The sequence below is a fragment of the Enterococcus mundtii genome (assembly GCF_013394305.1).
Classification (GTDB): Bacteria; Bacillota; Bacilli; order Lactobacillales; family Enterococcaceae; genus Enterococcus_B; species Enterococcus_B pernyi.
The window spans coordinates 394,307-410,742 of record NZ_AP019810.1; the positions used below are offsets into that span (position 1 = coordinate 394,307).

At 40.3% G+C, this 16,436-nt stretch carries 16 protein-coding genes; 2 read left to right on the forward strand and 14 right to left on the reverse strand.

Features of this window, described 5'->3' with window-relative positions; genetic code table 11:
- Nucleotides 1–207 precede the first annotated feature (207 nt).
- The 7 genes from HZ311_RS01860 to HZ311_RS01890 all read right to left on the reverse strand — a co-directional run bounded on the left by HZ311_RS01860 (nucleotide 208) and on the right by HZ311_RS01890 (nucleotide 5,735).
- Nucleotides 208–564, reverse strand: a complete 357-nt coding sequence (locus tag HZ311_RS01860) for a hypothetical protein (protein WP_010735141.1) — start codon at nucleotides 562–564, stop codon at nucleotides 208–210.
- Between the two features lie 5 nt (nucleotides 565–569).
- Nucleotides 570–2,099, reverse strand: a complete 1,530-nt coding sequence (locus HZ311_RS01865; protein ID WP_178946446.1) for an LXG domain-containing protein — start codon at nucleotides 2,097–2,099, stop codon at nucleotides 570–572.
- Nucleotides 2,096–2,443 carry a DUF3958 family protein gene (locus HZ311_RS01870; RefSeq protein ID WP_178946399.1) on the reverse strand — a complete coding sequence of 116 codons (348 nt, stop codon included), beginning with the start codon at nucleotides 2,441–2,443 and terminating at the stop codon, nucleotides 2,096–2,098. The genes HZ311_RS01865 and HZ311_RS01870 overlap by 4 nt, the downstream gene beginning before the upstream one ends.
- Nucleotides 2,443–2,724, reverse strand: coding sequence for a TIGR04197 family type VII secretion effector (locus HZ311_RS01875; RefSeq protein ID WP_023519882.1), 282 nt, complete (start codon nucleotides 2,722–2,724; stop codon nucleotides 2,443–2,445). The genes HZ311_RS01870 and HZ311_RS01875 overlap by 1 nt, the downstream gene beginning before the upstream one ends.
- 220 nt (nucleotides 2,725–2,944) lie before the next feature.
- Nucleotides 2,945–3,949, reverse strand: a complete 1,005-nt coding sequence (locus HZ311_RS01880; protein WP_023519883.1) for a FecCD family ABC transporter permease — start codon at nucleotides 3,947–3,949, stop codon at nucleotides 2,945–2,947.
- Nucleotides 3,946–4,935, reverse strand: coding sequence for a FecCD family ABC transporter permease (locus tag HZ311_RS01885; protein WP_062805058.1), 990 nt, complete (start codon nucleotides 4,933–4,935; stop codon nucleotides 3,946–3,948). Before HZ311_RS01885 ends, HZ311_RS01880 begins: the two co-directional genes overlap by 4 nt.
- The gene (locus HZ311_RS01890; protein ID WP_023519886.1) at nucleotides 4,935–5,735 is read right to left on the reverse strand and encodes an ABC transporter ATP-binding protein; all 801 of its coding nucleotides are present in this window, start codon (nucleotides 5,733–5,735) and stop codon (nucleotides 4,935–4,937) included. The genes HZ311_RS01885 and HZ311_RS01890 overlap by 1 nt, the downstream gene beginning before the upstream one ends.
- A 165-nt stretch (nucleotides 5,736–5,900) precedes the next feature.
- On the opposite strand from HZ311_RS01890, the gene HZ311_RS01895 reads away from it, so the two are divergent.
- The gene (locus HZ311_RS01895) at nucleotides 5,901–6,857 is read left to right on the forward strand and encodes an iron-hydroxamate ABC transporter substrate-binding protein (protein ID WP_023519887.1); all 957 of its coding nucleotides are present in this window, start codon (nucleotides 5,901–5,903) and stop codon (nucleotides 6,855–6,857) included.
- Between the two features lie 153 nt (nucleotides 6,858–7,010).
- On the opposite strand, the gene HZ311_RS01900 is transcribed toward HZ311_RS01895, so the two are convergent.
- From HZ311_RS01900 to rpmG, 7 genes are all read right to left on the reverse strand, one after another.
- Nucleotides 7,011–7,694 carry a response regulator transcription factor gene (locus HZ311_RS01900; RefSeq protein WP_010735133.1) on the reverse strand — a complete coding sequence of 228 codons (684 nt, stop codon included), beginning with the start codon at nucleotides 7,692–7,694 and terminating at the stop codon, nucleotides 7,011–7,013.
- Nucleotides 7,672–10,296 (reverse strand): sensor histidine kinase, encoded by a 2,625-nt coding sequence (locus HZ311_RS01905; protein ID WP_137072551.1) that lies wholly within the window; start codon nucleotides 10,294–10,296, stop codon nucleotides 7,672–7,674. The genes HZ311_RS01900 and HZ311_RS01905 overlap by 23 nt, the downstream gene beginning before the upstream one ends.
- A 27-nt stretch (nucleotides 10,297–10,323) precedes the next feature.
- On the reverse strand, nucleotides 10,324–10,845 hold the full coding sequence (locus HZ311_RS01910) for a potassium-transporting ATPase subunit C (protein WP_023519889.1): 522 nt from the start codon (nucleotides 10,843–10,845) through the stop codon (nucleotides 10,324–10,326).
- Nucleotides 10,846–10,881: 36 nt separating this feature from the next.
- Nucleotides 10,882–12,912: a potassium-transporting ATPase subunit KdpB gene (kdpB, locus tag HZ311_RS01915; protein ID WP_023519890.1), complete on the reverse strand. Its 2,031-nt coding sequence runs from the start codon at nucleotides 12,910–12,912 to the stop codon at nucleotides 10,882–10,884.
- A 15-nt stretch (nucleotides 12,913–12,927) separates the two neighbouring features.
- Nucleotides 12,928–14,604 carry a potassium-transporting ATPase subunit KdpA gene (kdpA, locus tag HZ311_RS01920; protein ID WP_023519891.1) on the reverse strand — a complete coding sequence of 559 codons (1,677 nt, stop codon included), beginning with the start codon at nucleotides 14,602–14,604 and terminating at the stop codon, nucleotides 12,928–12,930.
- Nucleotides 14,605–14,919: 315 nt separating this feature from the next.
- On the reverse strand, nucleotides 14,920–15,411 hold the full coding sequence (locus tag HZ311_RS01925; protein ID WP_010735128.1) for a dihydrofolate reductase: 492 nt from the start codon (nucleotides 15,409–15,411) through the stop codon (nucleotides 14,920–14,922).
- Between the two features lie 82 nt (nucleotides 15,412–15,493).
- Nucleotides 15,494–15,658, reverse strand: coding sequence for a 50S ribosomal protein L33 (rpmG, locus tag HZ311_RS01930; RefSeq protein WP_373865805.1), 165 nt, complete (start codon nucleotides 15,656–15,658; stop codon nucleotides 15,494–15,496).
- A gap of 217 nt (nucleotides 15,659–15,875) precedes the next feature.
- On the opposite strand from rpmG, the gene HZ311_RS01935 reads away from it, so the two are divergent.
- The gene (locus HZ311_RS01935) at nucleotides 15,876–16,322 is read left to right on the forward strand and encodes a DUF2188 domain-containing protein (RefSeq protein ID WP_010735127.1); all 447 of its coding nucleotides are present in this window, start codon (nucleotides 15,876–15,878) and stop codon (nucleotides 16,320–16,322) included.
- The last annotated feature ends 114 nt before the right edge of the window (nucleotides 16,323–16,436 follow it).

Here is a 16,436-nt window from a genome sequence, read left to right on the forward strand (position 1 = left end):
TAGATAACACTGAAAAGCATTATAGTTTATGTGGAATCGATGAATAAAGGTTACTCTTTCTTGATGTATACGACAGAAGAAAAATCATTCACAGACTAGATGAAAACTAGTGATGCGAATGATTTTTTTGTTTATATTTGTTTTTCAATTTTCAACTTAACAATTCATGAATAGAGACTTTTTACCATCTATAATTTCTATCTTTTATTATTCGTAGTTGATATAGATTTTACTTAAGTAATTGTGTTCTAAAAATAAAACAATTGCTTGAACTACTTCTTCCAAGCTATCTTTCATTGAGGTTTGATTTATTTTGTTGATATTAAAACATTTTAATTGTTCAATAATAAGGGATTTATCTTTGATTAACCACGGTGAATCATCATACCATCCCTCATGATGAAAGTATTCTTTCAAAATCCCCTTTTTTTCTAAATTACAATCTAATAAGTTATCTAAAATTGTATCAAAATACCCGTTCCAAATTATAAGTTTATTGCCATCAGCTATAAAAGAAAGCTCTGCTTCTCCTTCGAAACCTTCATAAAACTTATTGTCAATCATACCATTCACTCCTTCCAATGACCTTTTTCCAAAATTATAATTTGTTCTGTAGTAGCATTTCCTTTTTTTCTTGCATTTATAGCATCATACCATTTATACGCTTCTACCCATTCATTATCACCAATTTTGAAAAAATTTTGGGGCTTGTTCCCTCCATTTCCAGGTAGTATTCTTTGGATGACCCATGTATTGCCCTGTTCAACAGGTGCTCCTGGAGTTCTTGTATGCCACCTCACTTCATACTTAAATTCACCATCATTCCACTTATAAGTAATCTGTTCATAACCAGCATTCATTGTCTTGGCATTAATTTTTACGTTATCAGGAATATCTATAGGTGCTGTTTTCTTATATTGATTTGCAATTTTAAGTTTCTCTGCTTCAGTTAGCGTGGATAGCTTTGGTATATTTCCACCACCCACCTCCTCAATCTTAGCATTTTCCACCTGTTTCACACCAGTGGTCGTCAAGACTTTGTAAGACGCATACGTAAAGCCTAAGATCATCAGGGCTTGACCGAGTTCAGATTCATTGATCCATGTGTAGCCGTCTTTGACGTATTGTGAGGTAGAGACGAGACTGCCTAAGAGTGGGTCTAGTTTTTCACCAGTTTCATAATTAACACCTTGGCGCCAAGCCACATTGACTTTTTCTTGGTAAGTATCGTACGTCATGAATTGGATCAGTTCAGGTTCTAAATATTGCCCTACTTTCGTGACATATTGATAGAGCTCGGGGTTCACGATACCGTAGCCTGATTGCTTGTCTTCGATTTTCCAAAAGACACGTGGATTCCCATCGCTATCGTGAATAATGAGAGCATAGACGTTGTACTTTTCTAGTTCTTTGTTTTTAGTTGGATCGATGCCTTTTTTCTCGTTTTCTGCTTGTTGCCATTTGTCTTGGATCGTGGTTGTCCACGACAAATCTTTCGGGATAGAGAATGTCTTCGTTTGGCTATTCCAAGCAGTTTTCGTTTGAGCAAGGCCTTGATTGACTGCTTGTTCGAGACTTTTGATTTCTGTAAAAAATTGGGCGGAGCTTTGATTGTAATCTAGGAGTCTTTGAAGTTTCTCTTCCAGCTTGTGTTTCAAGTCATGATACATCGTGAGTAATAACGTATTTTGATTGAGTTGAAAGCCTTGGTGTTCTTCTGGCATATGAGGTGAAAGAAGCAGTTGCCGTATTCCCTCGGCTTGGGTGATATATTGATTCATTTGACGAATTTGCGCTTCTAATTCGGATTGTTTCAAGCTAATGGAGTCGACTTGTTCTATGTACTGTTGTGGAAATCGTTTCGCTGCTTTTTCGACCGCTTCGGAGAGTAAGATTCCTCCTTGGACGAGTGGGTAAAGTATTTGGGAAAAATAGGCTTTCGCAGCGTCGTAGGTTTTCCCTTGGAGATTGGGCGTTTGTAAAGTGAATTGAGTGATGGCTTGTTGGAGATTTTGGTAATCAGTGACTTGTTTTTGACAGAAATTACTGGCGCTCGTAGCTTGTGTTAAGGAGTCGTTTAGGTACATGTCGATACTCATAGGTTTTGTTCCTCCGACATGATTTTTCTTTTCTCAAAAGCAATTTCTTCGAGTTTATTCGTGATTCTTTGTTGTTGGATCATTTCGTGATGTTGGCATTCATCAAAGCCATTCATCAATCGCCTCCTTTGATGTGAAAACTCCGAGGTGAATGTTTCGATGGACGTAAAGGTATTCGATTTCTGGTAGGACATCTGTAATCGAAATAAGAAGTTTCCGATTTCTTTAAAGTGATTCTGGTAATCTGAACGGCAGGCATCAAGTTGTTTCATTTTCTTTTCCTGTTCTTCTCTTTTTGCTTGCAGCAACGTTTCCTCGGTATCAAGATTTGTCCATTGATTCATTAGCGTCTCTCCTTAAAAAGATCTCGACTTAACTGAGTGTCTAGTGTAGAAAATCCTTGAGCAGCAGTTTGCAATTGATTAGCAGCGCCTGAGATAGCTGAGGCAATTTGATTGGCTGAGTTTTTGGCGGACGTTATGCTACTTTGAATGTCTTGATTGCCAATTAGCGTGGTGCGTGTGTCATTTTGAAGCGATGATGCTTGGTTTAAAGGGGTGGTTGCACTGGTGATTCTTGAAGTGGACTGTTGGGCTTGTTGAGAATTACTGCTGAATGTGACCATTGATCTCCTCCTCAGTTTATATATATCGAATAGAACGCTTACATATTATATTATAACAATATATAATCAACTAGTGGGTTAAAATCCCATTAGATAGGCATCGTTACTTTATTTCCTATCTAATTGTTGAATGTATTTCTCAATCTACAAAAAAACACTAAAGGCAAAATCGCCTTCAGTGTTTCCCTATTTTAACCAATCCCAACATTCTGGTCTTATCCTAGACAGATAGTTGTTTCTTTTGAATATAAAATAATAAATAAAGAAAATACGGTGCGCCCAAGACGGCAATCAAGATCCCTGTAGGAACTTCTCCATCTGGTAAAATGATGCGCGCAAGAATATCAGCAATATTGACAAATAATCCTCCGAACAAACCACTGAATAGGAGTGTCCACTGATTTTCTTTACGTACAATGATTTTGGCAGCATGCGGTGCGAGTAAACCCACAAAGGACAAGCTGCCTGCCACAGCAACACTGCCACAGGCTAAACCAACTGCAAGCAGTAATAAAACTGACTGACTTCGTGACACGTTCAACCCTAAGCTTTGCGCACGTTCTGGGCCAAAGGATAAAAGACCAATCCTGCGACTATAGAAAAACGCTAAAGGGATCAGAATAAGTACCCATGGCAAAAAGGCAGTGACATAAGGCCAACTAGCCCCCCAGATTGAACCTGCTAACCAAGCGTTCACAAAGCCATAATTTTCTTTTGAGATTTTTATCGTACTTAAAAGCATTGCCGCAGAAAAGCCCGCATTCACAGCGATACCTGAAAGGAGCAAGCGATTCATCGCTACTTGTCCAGAACGCTGATAGGCAACAAAATAGACTAGACATGCAGCAAGCGTGCCGCCTAAAAAGGCAACGAAAAGCAACAAGAAAGGTGACGCATGGCTAGTAAAAAAACCTAAGTATAGCATCACAAAAAATCCTGCGCCGGAGTTGATACCTAAAATACTTGAATCAGCTAATGGGTTTCTAGTTACTCCTTGCAAAAGATAGCCTGCGATTCCTAGACAGGTACCTGCGAATAAACTGATCAATAGGCGTGGCAAGCGAAATTCTGTCAGAACCAATTGTTGGACCTGTGTTCCTCTACCAAGTGCGACATCGATCAATTGATCAATATAAAGAAACGGTGTACCGATCATTAAACTGATTCCCGCAGTCACAAGCCATAAAAATAGTAACAGGCCAATCCCCCAATATATTTTTTTCACACGCGTTCCCTCCTAACTTGTACCAATAAAAAAGGGACACCAATCAAGGAAATGACTAAGCCAAAAGGTGTTTCAAATGGTGGATTGACCATGCGTGCCACAAAATCTGCTAACATAACTAAGATCCCCCCAGCGATAAATGAAGCTGGCAAGACATACCGATAATCCGTACCGACAAAGCCACGAACAACAGGTGGAACCATCAAACCAATAAAAGAGACGGGCCCAACTAAAGAAACAGCTAACGCTGCTAAGATCGAAACAAAGATGAAAACCAGTACCCGTGTGCGCTGTGGATGTCCTCCTAAGGCGATCGCATGTGATTCACTCAAATGGATCAGGGAGATCGACTTCCCTAATAGAAAAGAGCCAATAACCGCCACTAGATAGATAGGTGAAAGAACGAGTAACTGTTGCCAAGTAATATTCGCCGCACCGCCAACAAACCAAAAAGTCAAATCTTGTTGTAGATTAAATAACTGGGTCAGTGCTTGGCTGATTGCGGTAAAAAAAGAACTGATTGCCACACCGGCTAAAATCATCTGCATAGTACTGAGTCCTATTTTTGAAAAACTGAAAAAACCTAGAACGATCATCGTCACGATCAACGAACCAAGTAATGAAAGCAGAAAAATTGAAAACGGCGAAGCTTTAGGTAAAAAAGCAAAGCTAAATGCCATGGCTAACGAGGCACCAGCATTGATCCCTAACAATCCTGAATCTGCCAAGTTGTTTCGCGTTACCCCTTGCATCAAAGCGCCACTGAGGGCGAAACAGCTACCCACAATAAATGCTCCGATGACCCGAGGCAGACGGATATTACGTATGATCTGCTGGGCTTGATCAGTTGGATCGAAATGGAACAACGCCTGCCAGACTTCATTTCCTTTAACTTCAGAAGCACCATTATACAAAGCAAAAAAGAAGACAAGGATTGCCAATAACAGAAGCAGCCATAGGATATTTATTTTTTTCCCTTTCCTCATCATTTTCCCTCCGGTTTCTTGATGAGATCATATGTTAAAAAGACAGGTTTATTTGTTTCAGGTAATTGAACGATTTGTGCTTCGATCTCAAAAATCTCTCTCATCCATTCTTTCGTGATGACTTGTTCTGGAGTCCCGTTGACAATTAATCGCCCTTCTTTCATTGCGACTAAATAATCGGAAAAACGGGAGGCATGATTGATGTCATGGATCGACATCAAAATCGTTGTTTTTTTCATTCGGTTGATTTCTTTCAGCAGATCTAAGATTTCCAGTTGATGCGCCGGATCTAAAAAAGTTGTCGGTTCATCAAGGATCAAGATATCTGCTTCTTGAGCTAACGCCATCGCAATCCAGACTCGTTGGGCTTGACCTCCGGATAAACTCGCTAAGTCTCGATCTTTTAGCGAGATCAGATCCGTCGCTGTCAATGCCCACTCAATGGCTTGCAGATCTTGATCATCCATGCCACTGAATAGTTTTTGATAAGGATATCTACCGTAGGAAACGACTTCTTCGACTGTCATTCCTAATGGGTATTCACTCGTTTGGGCTAGTAAGGCAAGTTTCCGAGCTAGTTCTTTCGAATGATAGGTCGTCAAGTCACGATCGTTGACTAATATTTTACCGTTTTTTACAGGAAGTATGCGGGTAAAGCTTTTTAATAATGTAGACTTACCACTGCCGTTCGGGCCAATCAAACTGGTGATTTTCCCTTCTGGTATAGCGACAGACAAATTTTCAATTATCGTTTTGTTGGGGTAACCGGTAGTAATTTCAACTGCATTTAATCTAGACATATACTTCCCCCTCTCATTGAAAATCATTCTCAATTATGACGGTACTTCACAAATTCGTCAAGCACAAATTTCGTCATTTACGTTAGTAAAAAGAGTTGACAGCGCCCTTTTCTTGGGGAATAATAGCAATTGAGAAACATTCTCAATTACGTTTGGAGGAAAGACATGAGACTTAAAAATAAACTATTCACAATCTCTAGTGCATTACTTTTGGTGGGATTACTGAGTGCTTGCTCGCCAGGCTCATCTACAACCGAAGAGACAACCGCATCATCGACTACTGCTGATAATGGTACGCATACCTTGACAGATACATTAGGACATTCAGTTGAAATACCTAACCAACCAAAGCGGATCATCGGCAGTTATTTAGAGGATTATCTTGTTGCGTTAGGTGAAACCCCGGTTGCTCAATGGACAGTCGGCAGTGGTTCGATCCAAGATTATTTACAAGATGATCTGAAAGATGTCCCAACTATCTCCTATGATCTACCCTATGAAAATGTGTTAAGTTTTGAACCTGATTTATTATTGATTTCTTCTTCAGCCACTGTTGAAGGTGGTAAATACGAGCAATATAGTAAAATTGCTCCAACCTATGTTGTTAAAAATGGTACCGATGTCACATGGGAAGAACAGTTGCAAGACATTGGCAAAGTATTGAATAAAGAGGACAAAGCAGAGGAAATCATTCAAGATTATCAAGATTACGCGAAAGAAACACGAGAAGAATTGAGTGATCAGATCGATGGGAAAACAGCGGCTGTCTTATGGGTCACGAACAACTCTGCCTTTATGGTCAGTCAGAATCGTTCAAGCGGTCGCATCGTTTATGAAGATCTACAATTTGGTGTGCCATCTTTAGTAGAAGAAGTATCAAAAGAGGCAACCTCTGATTGGTCAGCTGTTTCATCAGAAAAATTAGCTGAATTAGACGCAGACTACATCATCTTAGTCAATAGTGATGAACAAGCAGCGATGTTCAACGAACCCACTTGGCAAAATCTGAAAGCAGTCAAAGCGGGTCAAGTGTTCGAATTTGGTCCAACTTCTAGCTGGTTATATAATGGACCAATCGCTAGTCGTCAAATGATCGATGATATCAAAGGCGAGCTAAAGTAAAAACGTGAAAACCACAATTTGGCTTGCGCTGTAAATAAAAGAAGTGTTCCATGTGCTAGCTGGTAAACAGCACATCGAAAAACGACAATCACCAAGAGGTAAAATTCTTCGGTGATTGTCGTTTTTTTCGATATTCAATTTGTTTGTCGCTTACTAAGAATTTCGGTAATCACGTAACCGATAGCCAACTCCGATCTCAGTGATCAAATATTCTGGACGAATGGTATTTTTCTCGATTTTTTTCCGAATGTTTGACATATTCACTCGCAACACTTGGGAATCTGTTCCATAAGGCCCCCAAACTTCTGATGTTAATACGCGATAAGTGACGACCTTCCCAAGGTGTTGGAATAATACGAGCAAAATGCGATATTCATTCTTAGTGAGATGGATCGGTTCTCCTGCTTTGGTTAACAGTTGGCTTTCTGTGTCCAAAGTCAATTCACCATTGGTGATGACTGAAGGTAATTCCTCTTGTTTACGATGACGAAAAGCGGTTCTGATCCTAGCAAGTAATTCATTCATCCCAAAAGGTTTAGTGACGTAATCATCAGCACCGAGATCAAGGGCTTTGACTTTTTCATGCTCGTTGTTTCGCGCTGAGATCACGATCAACGGTGTAGCCAGTCGTTTACGAATGATTTTCAATAATTCGATGCCATCAATGTCTGGCAAACCTAAATCGAGCAAAATCAAGTCAAAGGAATCTTCTTGGAACACATGCAAAGCTTCCATGCCTGTTGTGGCAATCGTAACGTGATAATGTTCTTTTGCCAACACGACTTCCATAAAATCAGTGATCGTTGGGTCATCTTCAATCAATAGTACTTTCCTCATGTAACGTCACCTCCTCACTCTTGTTCAAATAGATGCGAACCACTGTTTTCCCTTCTGATACAGCCATCTCTAATTTCCCATTATGGGCATGGATGATGGTTTTGACAATACTTAATCCGATGCCAAGACCATTTTTTGAATCGATTGGTACTTCTTCTTCATTAGATAGATTCATCTGGATTTTTTCATATTGCTTCAATGAGATTTCACCATCATTCTTCACTTCGCAAATGACCTGTTGTCCCTCTTGAAACACGCTAACTTCTACTTGCCCTTGTGTCGATCCATGACGAAACGCATTTTCCACCAGATTGAACATCGCTTGCTCAATCAAGATAGGGTCAACTTCGACAAATAAAACCGCTGTCGGTAAATGAACCAATAGTTCCTTGTCAGGATAAACTTTTGTGACATGTTCATAGACTGCTTCGATGATTTCCTCAATCGGTTCTGTTGTTTTTTTCACTTGCATCGTGTCCATATTGATCCGTGTGATCGACAACAGATTCTCCACCATTCGAATCAACCATTGAGATTCTGTCTGGATATCGGTCAGCAATTTTTGGCGCGTTGCTTGTTTCAGCTCTTCATCTGTTTGCAAGAGTGTTTCTGCAATCCCAGAAATCGCAGTCAATGGTGTACGCAAATCATGGGAGATCGCACGTAATAAATTACTGCGAACTTTTTCACGTTCATTTTCTAACTCAATTTGTTCTTTTTCATTCTTAAGCTCTGTTTGCTCTAAGATAACAGCAAGCTGGGTCAACACTAACCGTAAATAATTCAATTGACTATCCTCGATCGGCAGCCCGCGACTGCGACGAATCCCTAAAACAGCTAACGTCTTACCATTTGCGACAATCGGTAAATAAAAACCTTTTGCGCCACTTAATGTATCCGTTCCATAACCTGAGTCTTTTTGATTTTTAGCCGTCCAATAAGCTACTGCTGCCTCTTCTGGATGATCGAGTAAAAATGGGGCATCTTTTGGTGTATATTGGCTTAGCTTGATGGCATGTTTATCAAAGAAAATCACTTCCCGATCCAATAGTCTACCTAAATAAGTGGCAGATAATTCAACGATTTGTTGCTGATCTTCTGCTAAAACAAACTGCTTGTTCAGTTCATACAGAATTTCCATCTGTTGTTCTTTTTCTCTGGCATGGACAGCCTGTTTTTTCAGACGAACCATCAAATTACTGATCATCAGTGCAACGATCAGCATGATGACTAAAGTAATCGGATAACCTTGTTTATATACGGTCAAGGAATACAGCGGCTCGACAAAAAACCAGTTGAAAGCTAAGACACTTAAAATAGAAGATAATGCGCTCCAAAAATAGCCAGAGGTCAAACGGGCAACAAGTAAGATAAAGAAAATGTACACCAACATCAAGTTTTGTTCTCCAAAGTGAAGATATTGCATCACTTCAGTCAAGAGCGTTGCTACGAACACACAGATCAATGAAATCGCAAAATCTTTTCCTCCCCCTTCCACTAGTTTCTTGGAATGGGAAAGGATGGTTGAACGTTTTTCTTTATAAGGAATCAAGTGAAGTTCAGTTTCTGGCAATCGTTTGAGCAGTCGTACATCCAGCTCTTCTGAAAACAATCGCTCCGTCCACGGTTTCGCCAAATTTTTACCGATGATCAAATCGGTTGCGCCGACCAGTTTAGCATATTCGACGATCGTTTCAAATGAATGGTCCTCCTCGATCACCACGACTTCTGCGCCAAGTTTCTCCGCTAAGTCATTCGTCCCTTGTAAACGATCATCGGAACGAATGTATAGCACGATCCATTCTGCCCCCAAGCCTTGAGCTAACCGAGCAGTCCACCGAATACTTTTCTCAGCCATTTTAGGGAAAGCATCTTGAACGATCGTGATCAATTTACTTTGGACACCATTTGTTTTACCGATCACACGATTGATATGATCCGAAGCCCGTTGAATCGCTAGACCTCGTAACTGTTCCAATTTTTTAGGAATAAAGAAGTGCTGCAAGGCGCGTTTTGCATTTTCATCAGCATAGATTTTCCCTTGCGCTAAACGATCGATCAATTCATCTGGTTCCACATCGATCACCTTCAATGTCGCCTGTTGGAAAAACGTATCCGGAACCGTTTCTTTTACTTCGATCCCAGTCACTTCTTCAACGATATCATTCAAGCTTTCAATATGTTGGACGTTGATCGTCGTATGGACATTGATTCCTGCATTCAATAATTCTTCGATATCTTGATATCGCTTGCGATTTCTTGATCCTGGCGCATTACTATGGGCTAATTCATCGATCAAAACGATCTCTGGCTGACGTTTGATAATGGCATCGATATTAGGTTCACTCAAAGTCAGCCCCTTATACGTCACTTCTTTTAAAGGAATCTGTGGTAATCCTTCTAATAATTGGTTCGTATCCGGGCGATCATGAGGTTCGATATAGCCTACCACAATGTCTTTACCTAGTACGCTCAGCTCTTGTGCTTCCGCCAGCATTGCATACGTCTTGCCGACTCCCGCCGCGAAACCAAAATACACCCGTAGACGTCCTCGGCTTTTTTCACGCTGGTGTAACATTTCTGAAACATCCTGTCTTTCCATCTTTGTTTCTCCTAACCCCTCTGCCACCTACATGTTATCAAGTGACAGATTCAATTCAAGCACGTTGACAAACATTCGATCTGAAAACCAATCTTTTTGTGCTTTTTCCTGTATTATAGCACGAATCTTAGTAACGTCTTCTCCCCGCTCTTTAGCGATACGAGAGACTTGACTTTCTGCGGCTACCACACTGATATGCGGATCAACACCGCTTGCAGAGTTTGTGACTAAATCGATTGGGATCTCCGTAGTTTGATTGCTTTGTTGTGCCAATTTCGTTTTATCTTCTACTAATTTCTTTTGCTCCGATGAGGTTGGTGAAAGTTGGGTCACGTCTTGCCCTCTTCCACTAAAATAAGCTGCCTGTTGAAAGGATTGTCCAATCAACGAAGAGCCAACCACCTTCCCTGAAACGACTTCCTGACTACCATTGGCTTGATGAGCAAAGAAAAGTTGACCGATACCAGTAACAGCGACGGTGTATAGCCCACCGAGGAGTAGGATGCTGAGGAATAAAAAACTAAGCTGTGCTCTAAGGATCTTTTTCATAGGTGAATTCCTTCTTTCTGCAAAATGTCTTTCTTTTTATATTAAGAAAAAGCTCAAAACGAGATCGATCAGTTTGATGAATATGAATGGGGCAATTAAACCACCTAATCCATAGACCAATAGATTATGCCGCAAAATCTGACTGGCAGGTTTTTCTGTATACTTGACTCCTTTTAACGCTAAAGGAATCAATGCGACAATAATCACTGCATTATAGATAACAGCCGATAAAATCGCTGTAAGAGGACTACCTAATGCCATGATATTCAATTGGGCCAATTCGGGATAGATCCCATAAAACAAGACTGGGATCACAGCAAAATATTTTGCGACGTCATTTGCAATACTAAACGTGGTCAAAGCACCTCTAGTCATCAATAATTGTTTACCGATACGTACGACCTTCAATAGCTTCGTTGGACTAGAATCTAAATCGATCATATTGCCCGCTTCTTTTGCTGCTTGTGTCCCTGTATTCATCGCCACTGCCACATCCGCTTGTGCTAATGCTGGCGCATCATTCGTTCCATCACCTGTCATTGCTACAAGATGACCTTTTTCTTGATAGTCACGAATAAGATCCATTTTATTTTCAGGTGTTGCTTCTGCGAGAAAGTCGTCGACCCCCGCCTCAGCCGCAATCGCCGCTGCTGTCAAAGGATTATCTCCTGTGATCATGATAGTTTTAATCCCCATTTTACGCATATCTGCGAAGTTTTCCTGTACGCCATTTTTTACAATATCTTTGAGATAAATGACCCCCATCACTTGATCATTTTTTACAACCACCAAAGGAGTTCCGCCAGCTTGGGCAACTTTTGCAACGATGTGAGCACATTCTTCTGGATATTGTCCACCACGTGCCTGCACATATTTCTTGATCGTATCTGCGGCACCTTTACGGATCTGATCGCCACGATAATCCATGCCGCTCATGCGGGTTTGCGCACTAAAATCAATGAATTTCACTTCAGATTTTTCAAAAATACGTTCCCGCAAAGCAAATTTTTCTTTAGCTAAAATGACAATACTGCGGCCTTCTGCCGTCTCATCTGCTAAAGATGAAAGTTGTGCTGCATCAGCTAATTGTTGTTCTGTGACGCCATTGACCGGTAAAAACTCACTTGCCCGACGATTTCCTAAAGTAATCGTTCCTGTTTTATCTAACAGTAATACATCAACATCTCCCGCTGCTTCGATGGCACGACCACTCATTGCAATCACGTTTTCTTTCGTTAATCGACTCATTCCAGCAATTCCGATCGATGAAATCAATGCACCGATCGTCGTTGGCGCTAAACATACGAATAAAGCAATGACAACGATCGTCGCAATCGGCGCCCCTTTACCTGACAGCTGACTACTGAATTCGGTAAAAGGAACTAAACTAACAGAGACCGCTAAAAAGATGATCGTTAACGTGATCAAAAAGATTTGTAACCCGATCTCATTCGGGGTTTTCTTTCGTTGTGTCCCTTCCACCATTGAAATCATTTGATCTAAAAAGGAGTGTCCATTTTCGGATGTCACACGGATCACCAAGTAATCAGAAACCACCGTCGTCCCACCAGTAACGGCACTTCGATCGCCCCCTGATTCACGGATTACTGGCGCTGATTCCCCTGTAATGGCACTTTCGTCCACTGAAGCAGCTCCTTCGATTACATCACCATCCGCCGGAATTTGTTGACCCGATACTACGTAAATCAGATCCCCCTTTTTGAGATCAGAAGATTTGATCTCAATAAATTCTTGGTTTTCAATGTCTTCTAAGCGATTGATCTTATAAGTGACTACTTCTTTTTTTGCTTGCTTCAAGCTATTTGCTTGCGCTTTTCCGCGACCTTCTGCCACTGCTTCGGCAAAATTTGCAAACAATAAAGTGATCCATAACAAACAGGTGATCGTTATAGTAAACCATAAAGGCACGGTTGTTTGTTCAAAACAAAGGATCGTCGCTAAGATCGCTCCGATGTAGACCATGAACATCACTGGGTTTTTGATTTGTTGTCTTGGGTCTAATTTGACAAAGGCTTCTTTGATTGCCCATACATAAATAGTTTTCATTTGATTTTACTCCTTCTAACTTAAGGTAAAATGATCAGCGATCGGACCTAATGCCAACGCTGGTAAAAAGCTCAATGCTCCGACAACAAGGATAACAATCATCAACATGGAGATGAATGTGCCATTCGTTGTTGAAAGTGTTCCATCATTGATCGCGATGGTTTTCTTCCTTCCCATGTTTTCAGCCAAGAACAAAATAGCAACGATCGGAATGTAGCGAGAGCACAACATCAAGACACTTCCTAAAAGATTTAGAAACGGTTTATCTGCCGTCAACCCACCAAATGCACTCCCGTTATTATTTGCTAGAGAAGTCACATTATAAAGCAACTCACTAAATCCATGAGGCCCTTTATTGGTCAACCAAGTTAAAACATCAGGATGCAGTGAAACTGCCATCGTACCAAACAACGTCAATAATACTGGCGTCAAAATCACTAAACTAGCCATCTTGATATCGAAAGCCTCGATTTTCTTGCCTAAATATTCTGGCGTACGCCCGACAAGTAGCCCAGCGATAAAAACCGTCAGTAGTAGAAATGCCAACATGCCATATAATCCACTACCCACACCACCAAAGATGATCTCCCCTAATTGCATCAAGAAAAGCGGAATACCACCACCGAGAGGCGTAAAACTGTCCAACATCGCATTGACTGATCCATTCGATGCCGCTGTTGTGCTAACAGCCCATAAGCTTGACCAACCCACACCAAAACGTACTTCTTTTCCTTCCATATTCAGTGAACCCAGAACATCCGTAAAAGCGGGCCCATGATATTCACTAATTGCTACACCTACAAAAGCTGCAAAAAGAAAAACAAACGAAACGATCAAAATCGTTCGACCTTGTTTCCATTCTTTGACCCAATAGCCAAAAGCAAAAATCAATGCAGTAGGTATCAACAAGATGGCGAGATTCTCGATGAAATTAGAAAAAATCGTCGGATTCTCAAATGGATGAGCGGAATTTGCACCAAAAAATCCACCACCATTGGTTCCTAATTGCTTGATGGCTACTTGACTGGCCACAGGTCCTAGATACAACCATAAAGATTCTCCAGATAGACCAGTGTATGACATCCCATGACTAAACGTTTGAACCACGCCTTGGGAAATCAGAAGTACAGCAGTAATTAATGAAAGTGGTAAAAAAATGTAAAGCAAACTGCGTACTAGATCTTGCCAAAAATTGCCCAGTTGGCTTGATTTCCTTTGGATGATGCCGCGGATCAATGCACAAAGAACCGCTAAACCTACAGCTGCTGACAAGAAATTTTGAACAGTCAAACCAAGCATTTGCGTCGTATTCGACAGTGTCACTTCTCCTGCGTAAGCTTGCCAGTTGGTATTTGTCACAAAACTAACAGCTGTATTCACGGCTAAATCAAATGACAGATTTTCCACGCCATTATTGCCAGGAAGCCAACCTTGGACCATCAATAATCCGGTTAAAAATAGCAAAGAACAGATTCCAATACCCAACACATGCGCTAAATAGCGCTTCGCCGTCATTTTCTTTTGACTCTCAGGACCAATCAATTGATAAAAAAAGCGTTCGATTGGTTGGATGAAACGTACATATTTTGGTGTTTCCCCTGTCATGATCAACTTGATGTACCACCCAAGAGGTGCGGCTAAAACGAGTAGAATAAAAAAGAAAAACAACCCTTGAAATACTGCACTCATCATTGCTCTTCCCCTTAAATAAAAACCAGAATAGATAAGCTAACAAAATAATACTGATACAACCTAAAAATAAGATCATTTTCTTCCTCTCCTTTGTTTTCATCATAGACAAAGGACTATAAAGATAGTGTTAATATTCAAGAAATTTCTTTATATGTTCTTTATACAACACAAAAAAACAGCTAAACCTTAAGGAGCAACGCTCGCTTGACTTAGCTGTTTCTCTATAAATAAGACAAAAAAAAAGATGCTCCCATGATCTTGAACATCTCCCTTTATTTCTTTCAATCCTCCATTTTATGCATCAATGATCAGAGCTTACTTTCTTACCCATTTTTGGAAGCGATGGGCATAATGGTTTTCTTGATCCGTGATACCGATATGTTCTTCTGCTAGTTCAAAATCACTAAAGTCGATCTCTCCAATATACGTATCTCCTTCAAACTCACCATCGATCAGTGTTCGCCAAATAATCCCAGTCTGGGGCAATAGTTCTTGAAAGATCCGACTTCCACCAGAAACATAAATATCTTCTGAAACAGTCTCCGCAAAAGCCAATAATTCATCGATCGAATGCATGACTTCTGCATTTTCTTTGACCTCAAAATCTTCTTGGGTAGTCAACACGATGATGTGGCGATAAGGAAGAGATAGGTCGCCCATGCCTTCATATGTTTTACGCCCCATCACTAATAAACGATCCACCGTATGTTCTCTGAAAAAACGCATATCATTTGGCAAACGCCAAGGCAATAACCCATCTTTACCGATCAACCCATTCTTGTCTTGGGCCCACATGGAAATAAACATTTTGACTCGCTCCTTTCATCTACTACTTGATTATACTAAAAATAAAAAAGCTTGGGTACAGACCCAAACTTTTTTAGACATATTATTTTGTTTCGCGGTGCAAAGTAACTTTACGTTCGCGTGGGCAATATTTTTGCTTTTCCAAACGATCAGGATTGTTACGTTTGTTTTTGTTAGTTAGGTAGTTACGTTCTTTACAAGAAGTACACTCTAAAGTAATGTTTACGCGCATGATTTTCCCTCCCATTTATACTAGAATCCTCTAAGATGACTCTCAGACTTGATTATCTTACCATGATTTTTATCAGATTGCTAGCCTTTTTCACGATTTTGTTAAGTAGTTCTACTTGACGAGCAAAAAATAAGCATAGCAAAAATTGAAACAGATGATTTTTCTTTTTACCAAGTTGAGATTACACTTGTTATAGTAGTAAAATCAATTATTCTTTTAGGAGGAGTTAACTATGCCTTGGAATATGAAAGATTTTCCACCAGCCATGAAGAACTTGGAAGAATTGACCAAAAAGAAAGCAATCGATATCGGCAATGCGCTTTTAGATGAAGGCTATCCTGATGATCGTGCAATCCCGATTGCGATCAGTCAAGCGAAAGAATGGGTTGAAAGTGCAGATGAGAAAGAGAAGAAAGCTTTCTCAAAAGAGAAAAATCCACAAAAAAATGACAAGCATGATAGCAATCCGCGAGCAGCCAAATTATTAGACGCCACAGTCGAAGTCAAATTCGAAGAAGATCATTGGATCGTTCGCTCTAAAGGCGCTGAAAAAGCAAGCAATCACTTCGATCATAAAGAAGACGCCATTGAAAAAGGAAAAGAAGTAGCTCGTAATAAAGAAACATCCTTGATGATCTATAAAAAAGATGGCACATTTGAGCGAGAAGTCCATTACTGATTGTATACTATCGTACCTTTGAATAAAAAATCAACCTAGTCCGATTTACGGCAAAAAACGAAGAGTCTGCCCATTATGGATCGGCACTCTTCGTTTTTGCGTTCAATAGAAACA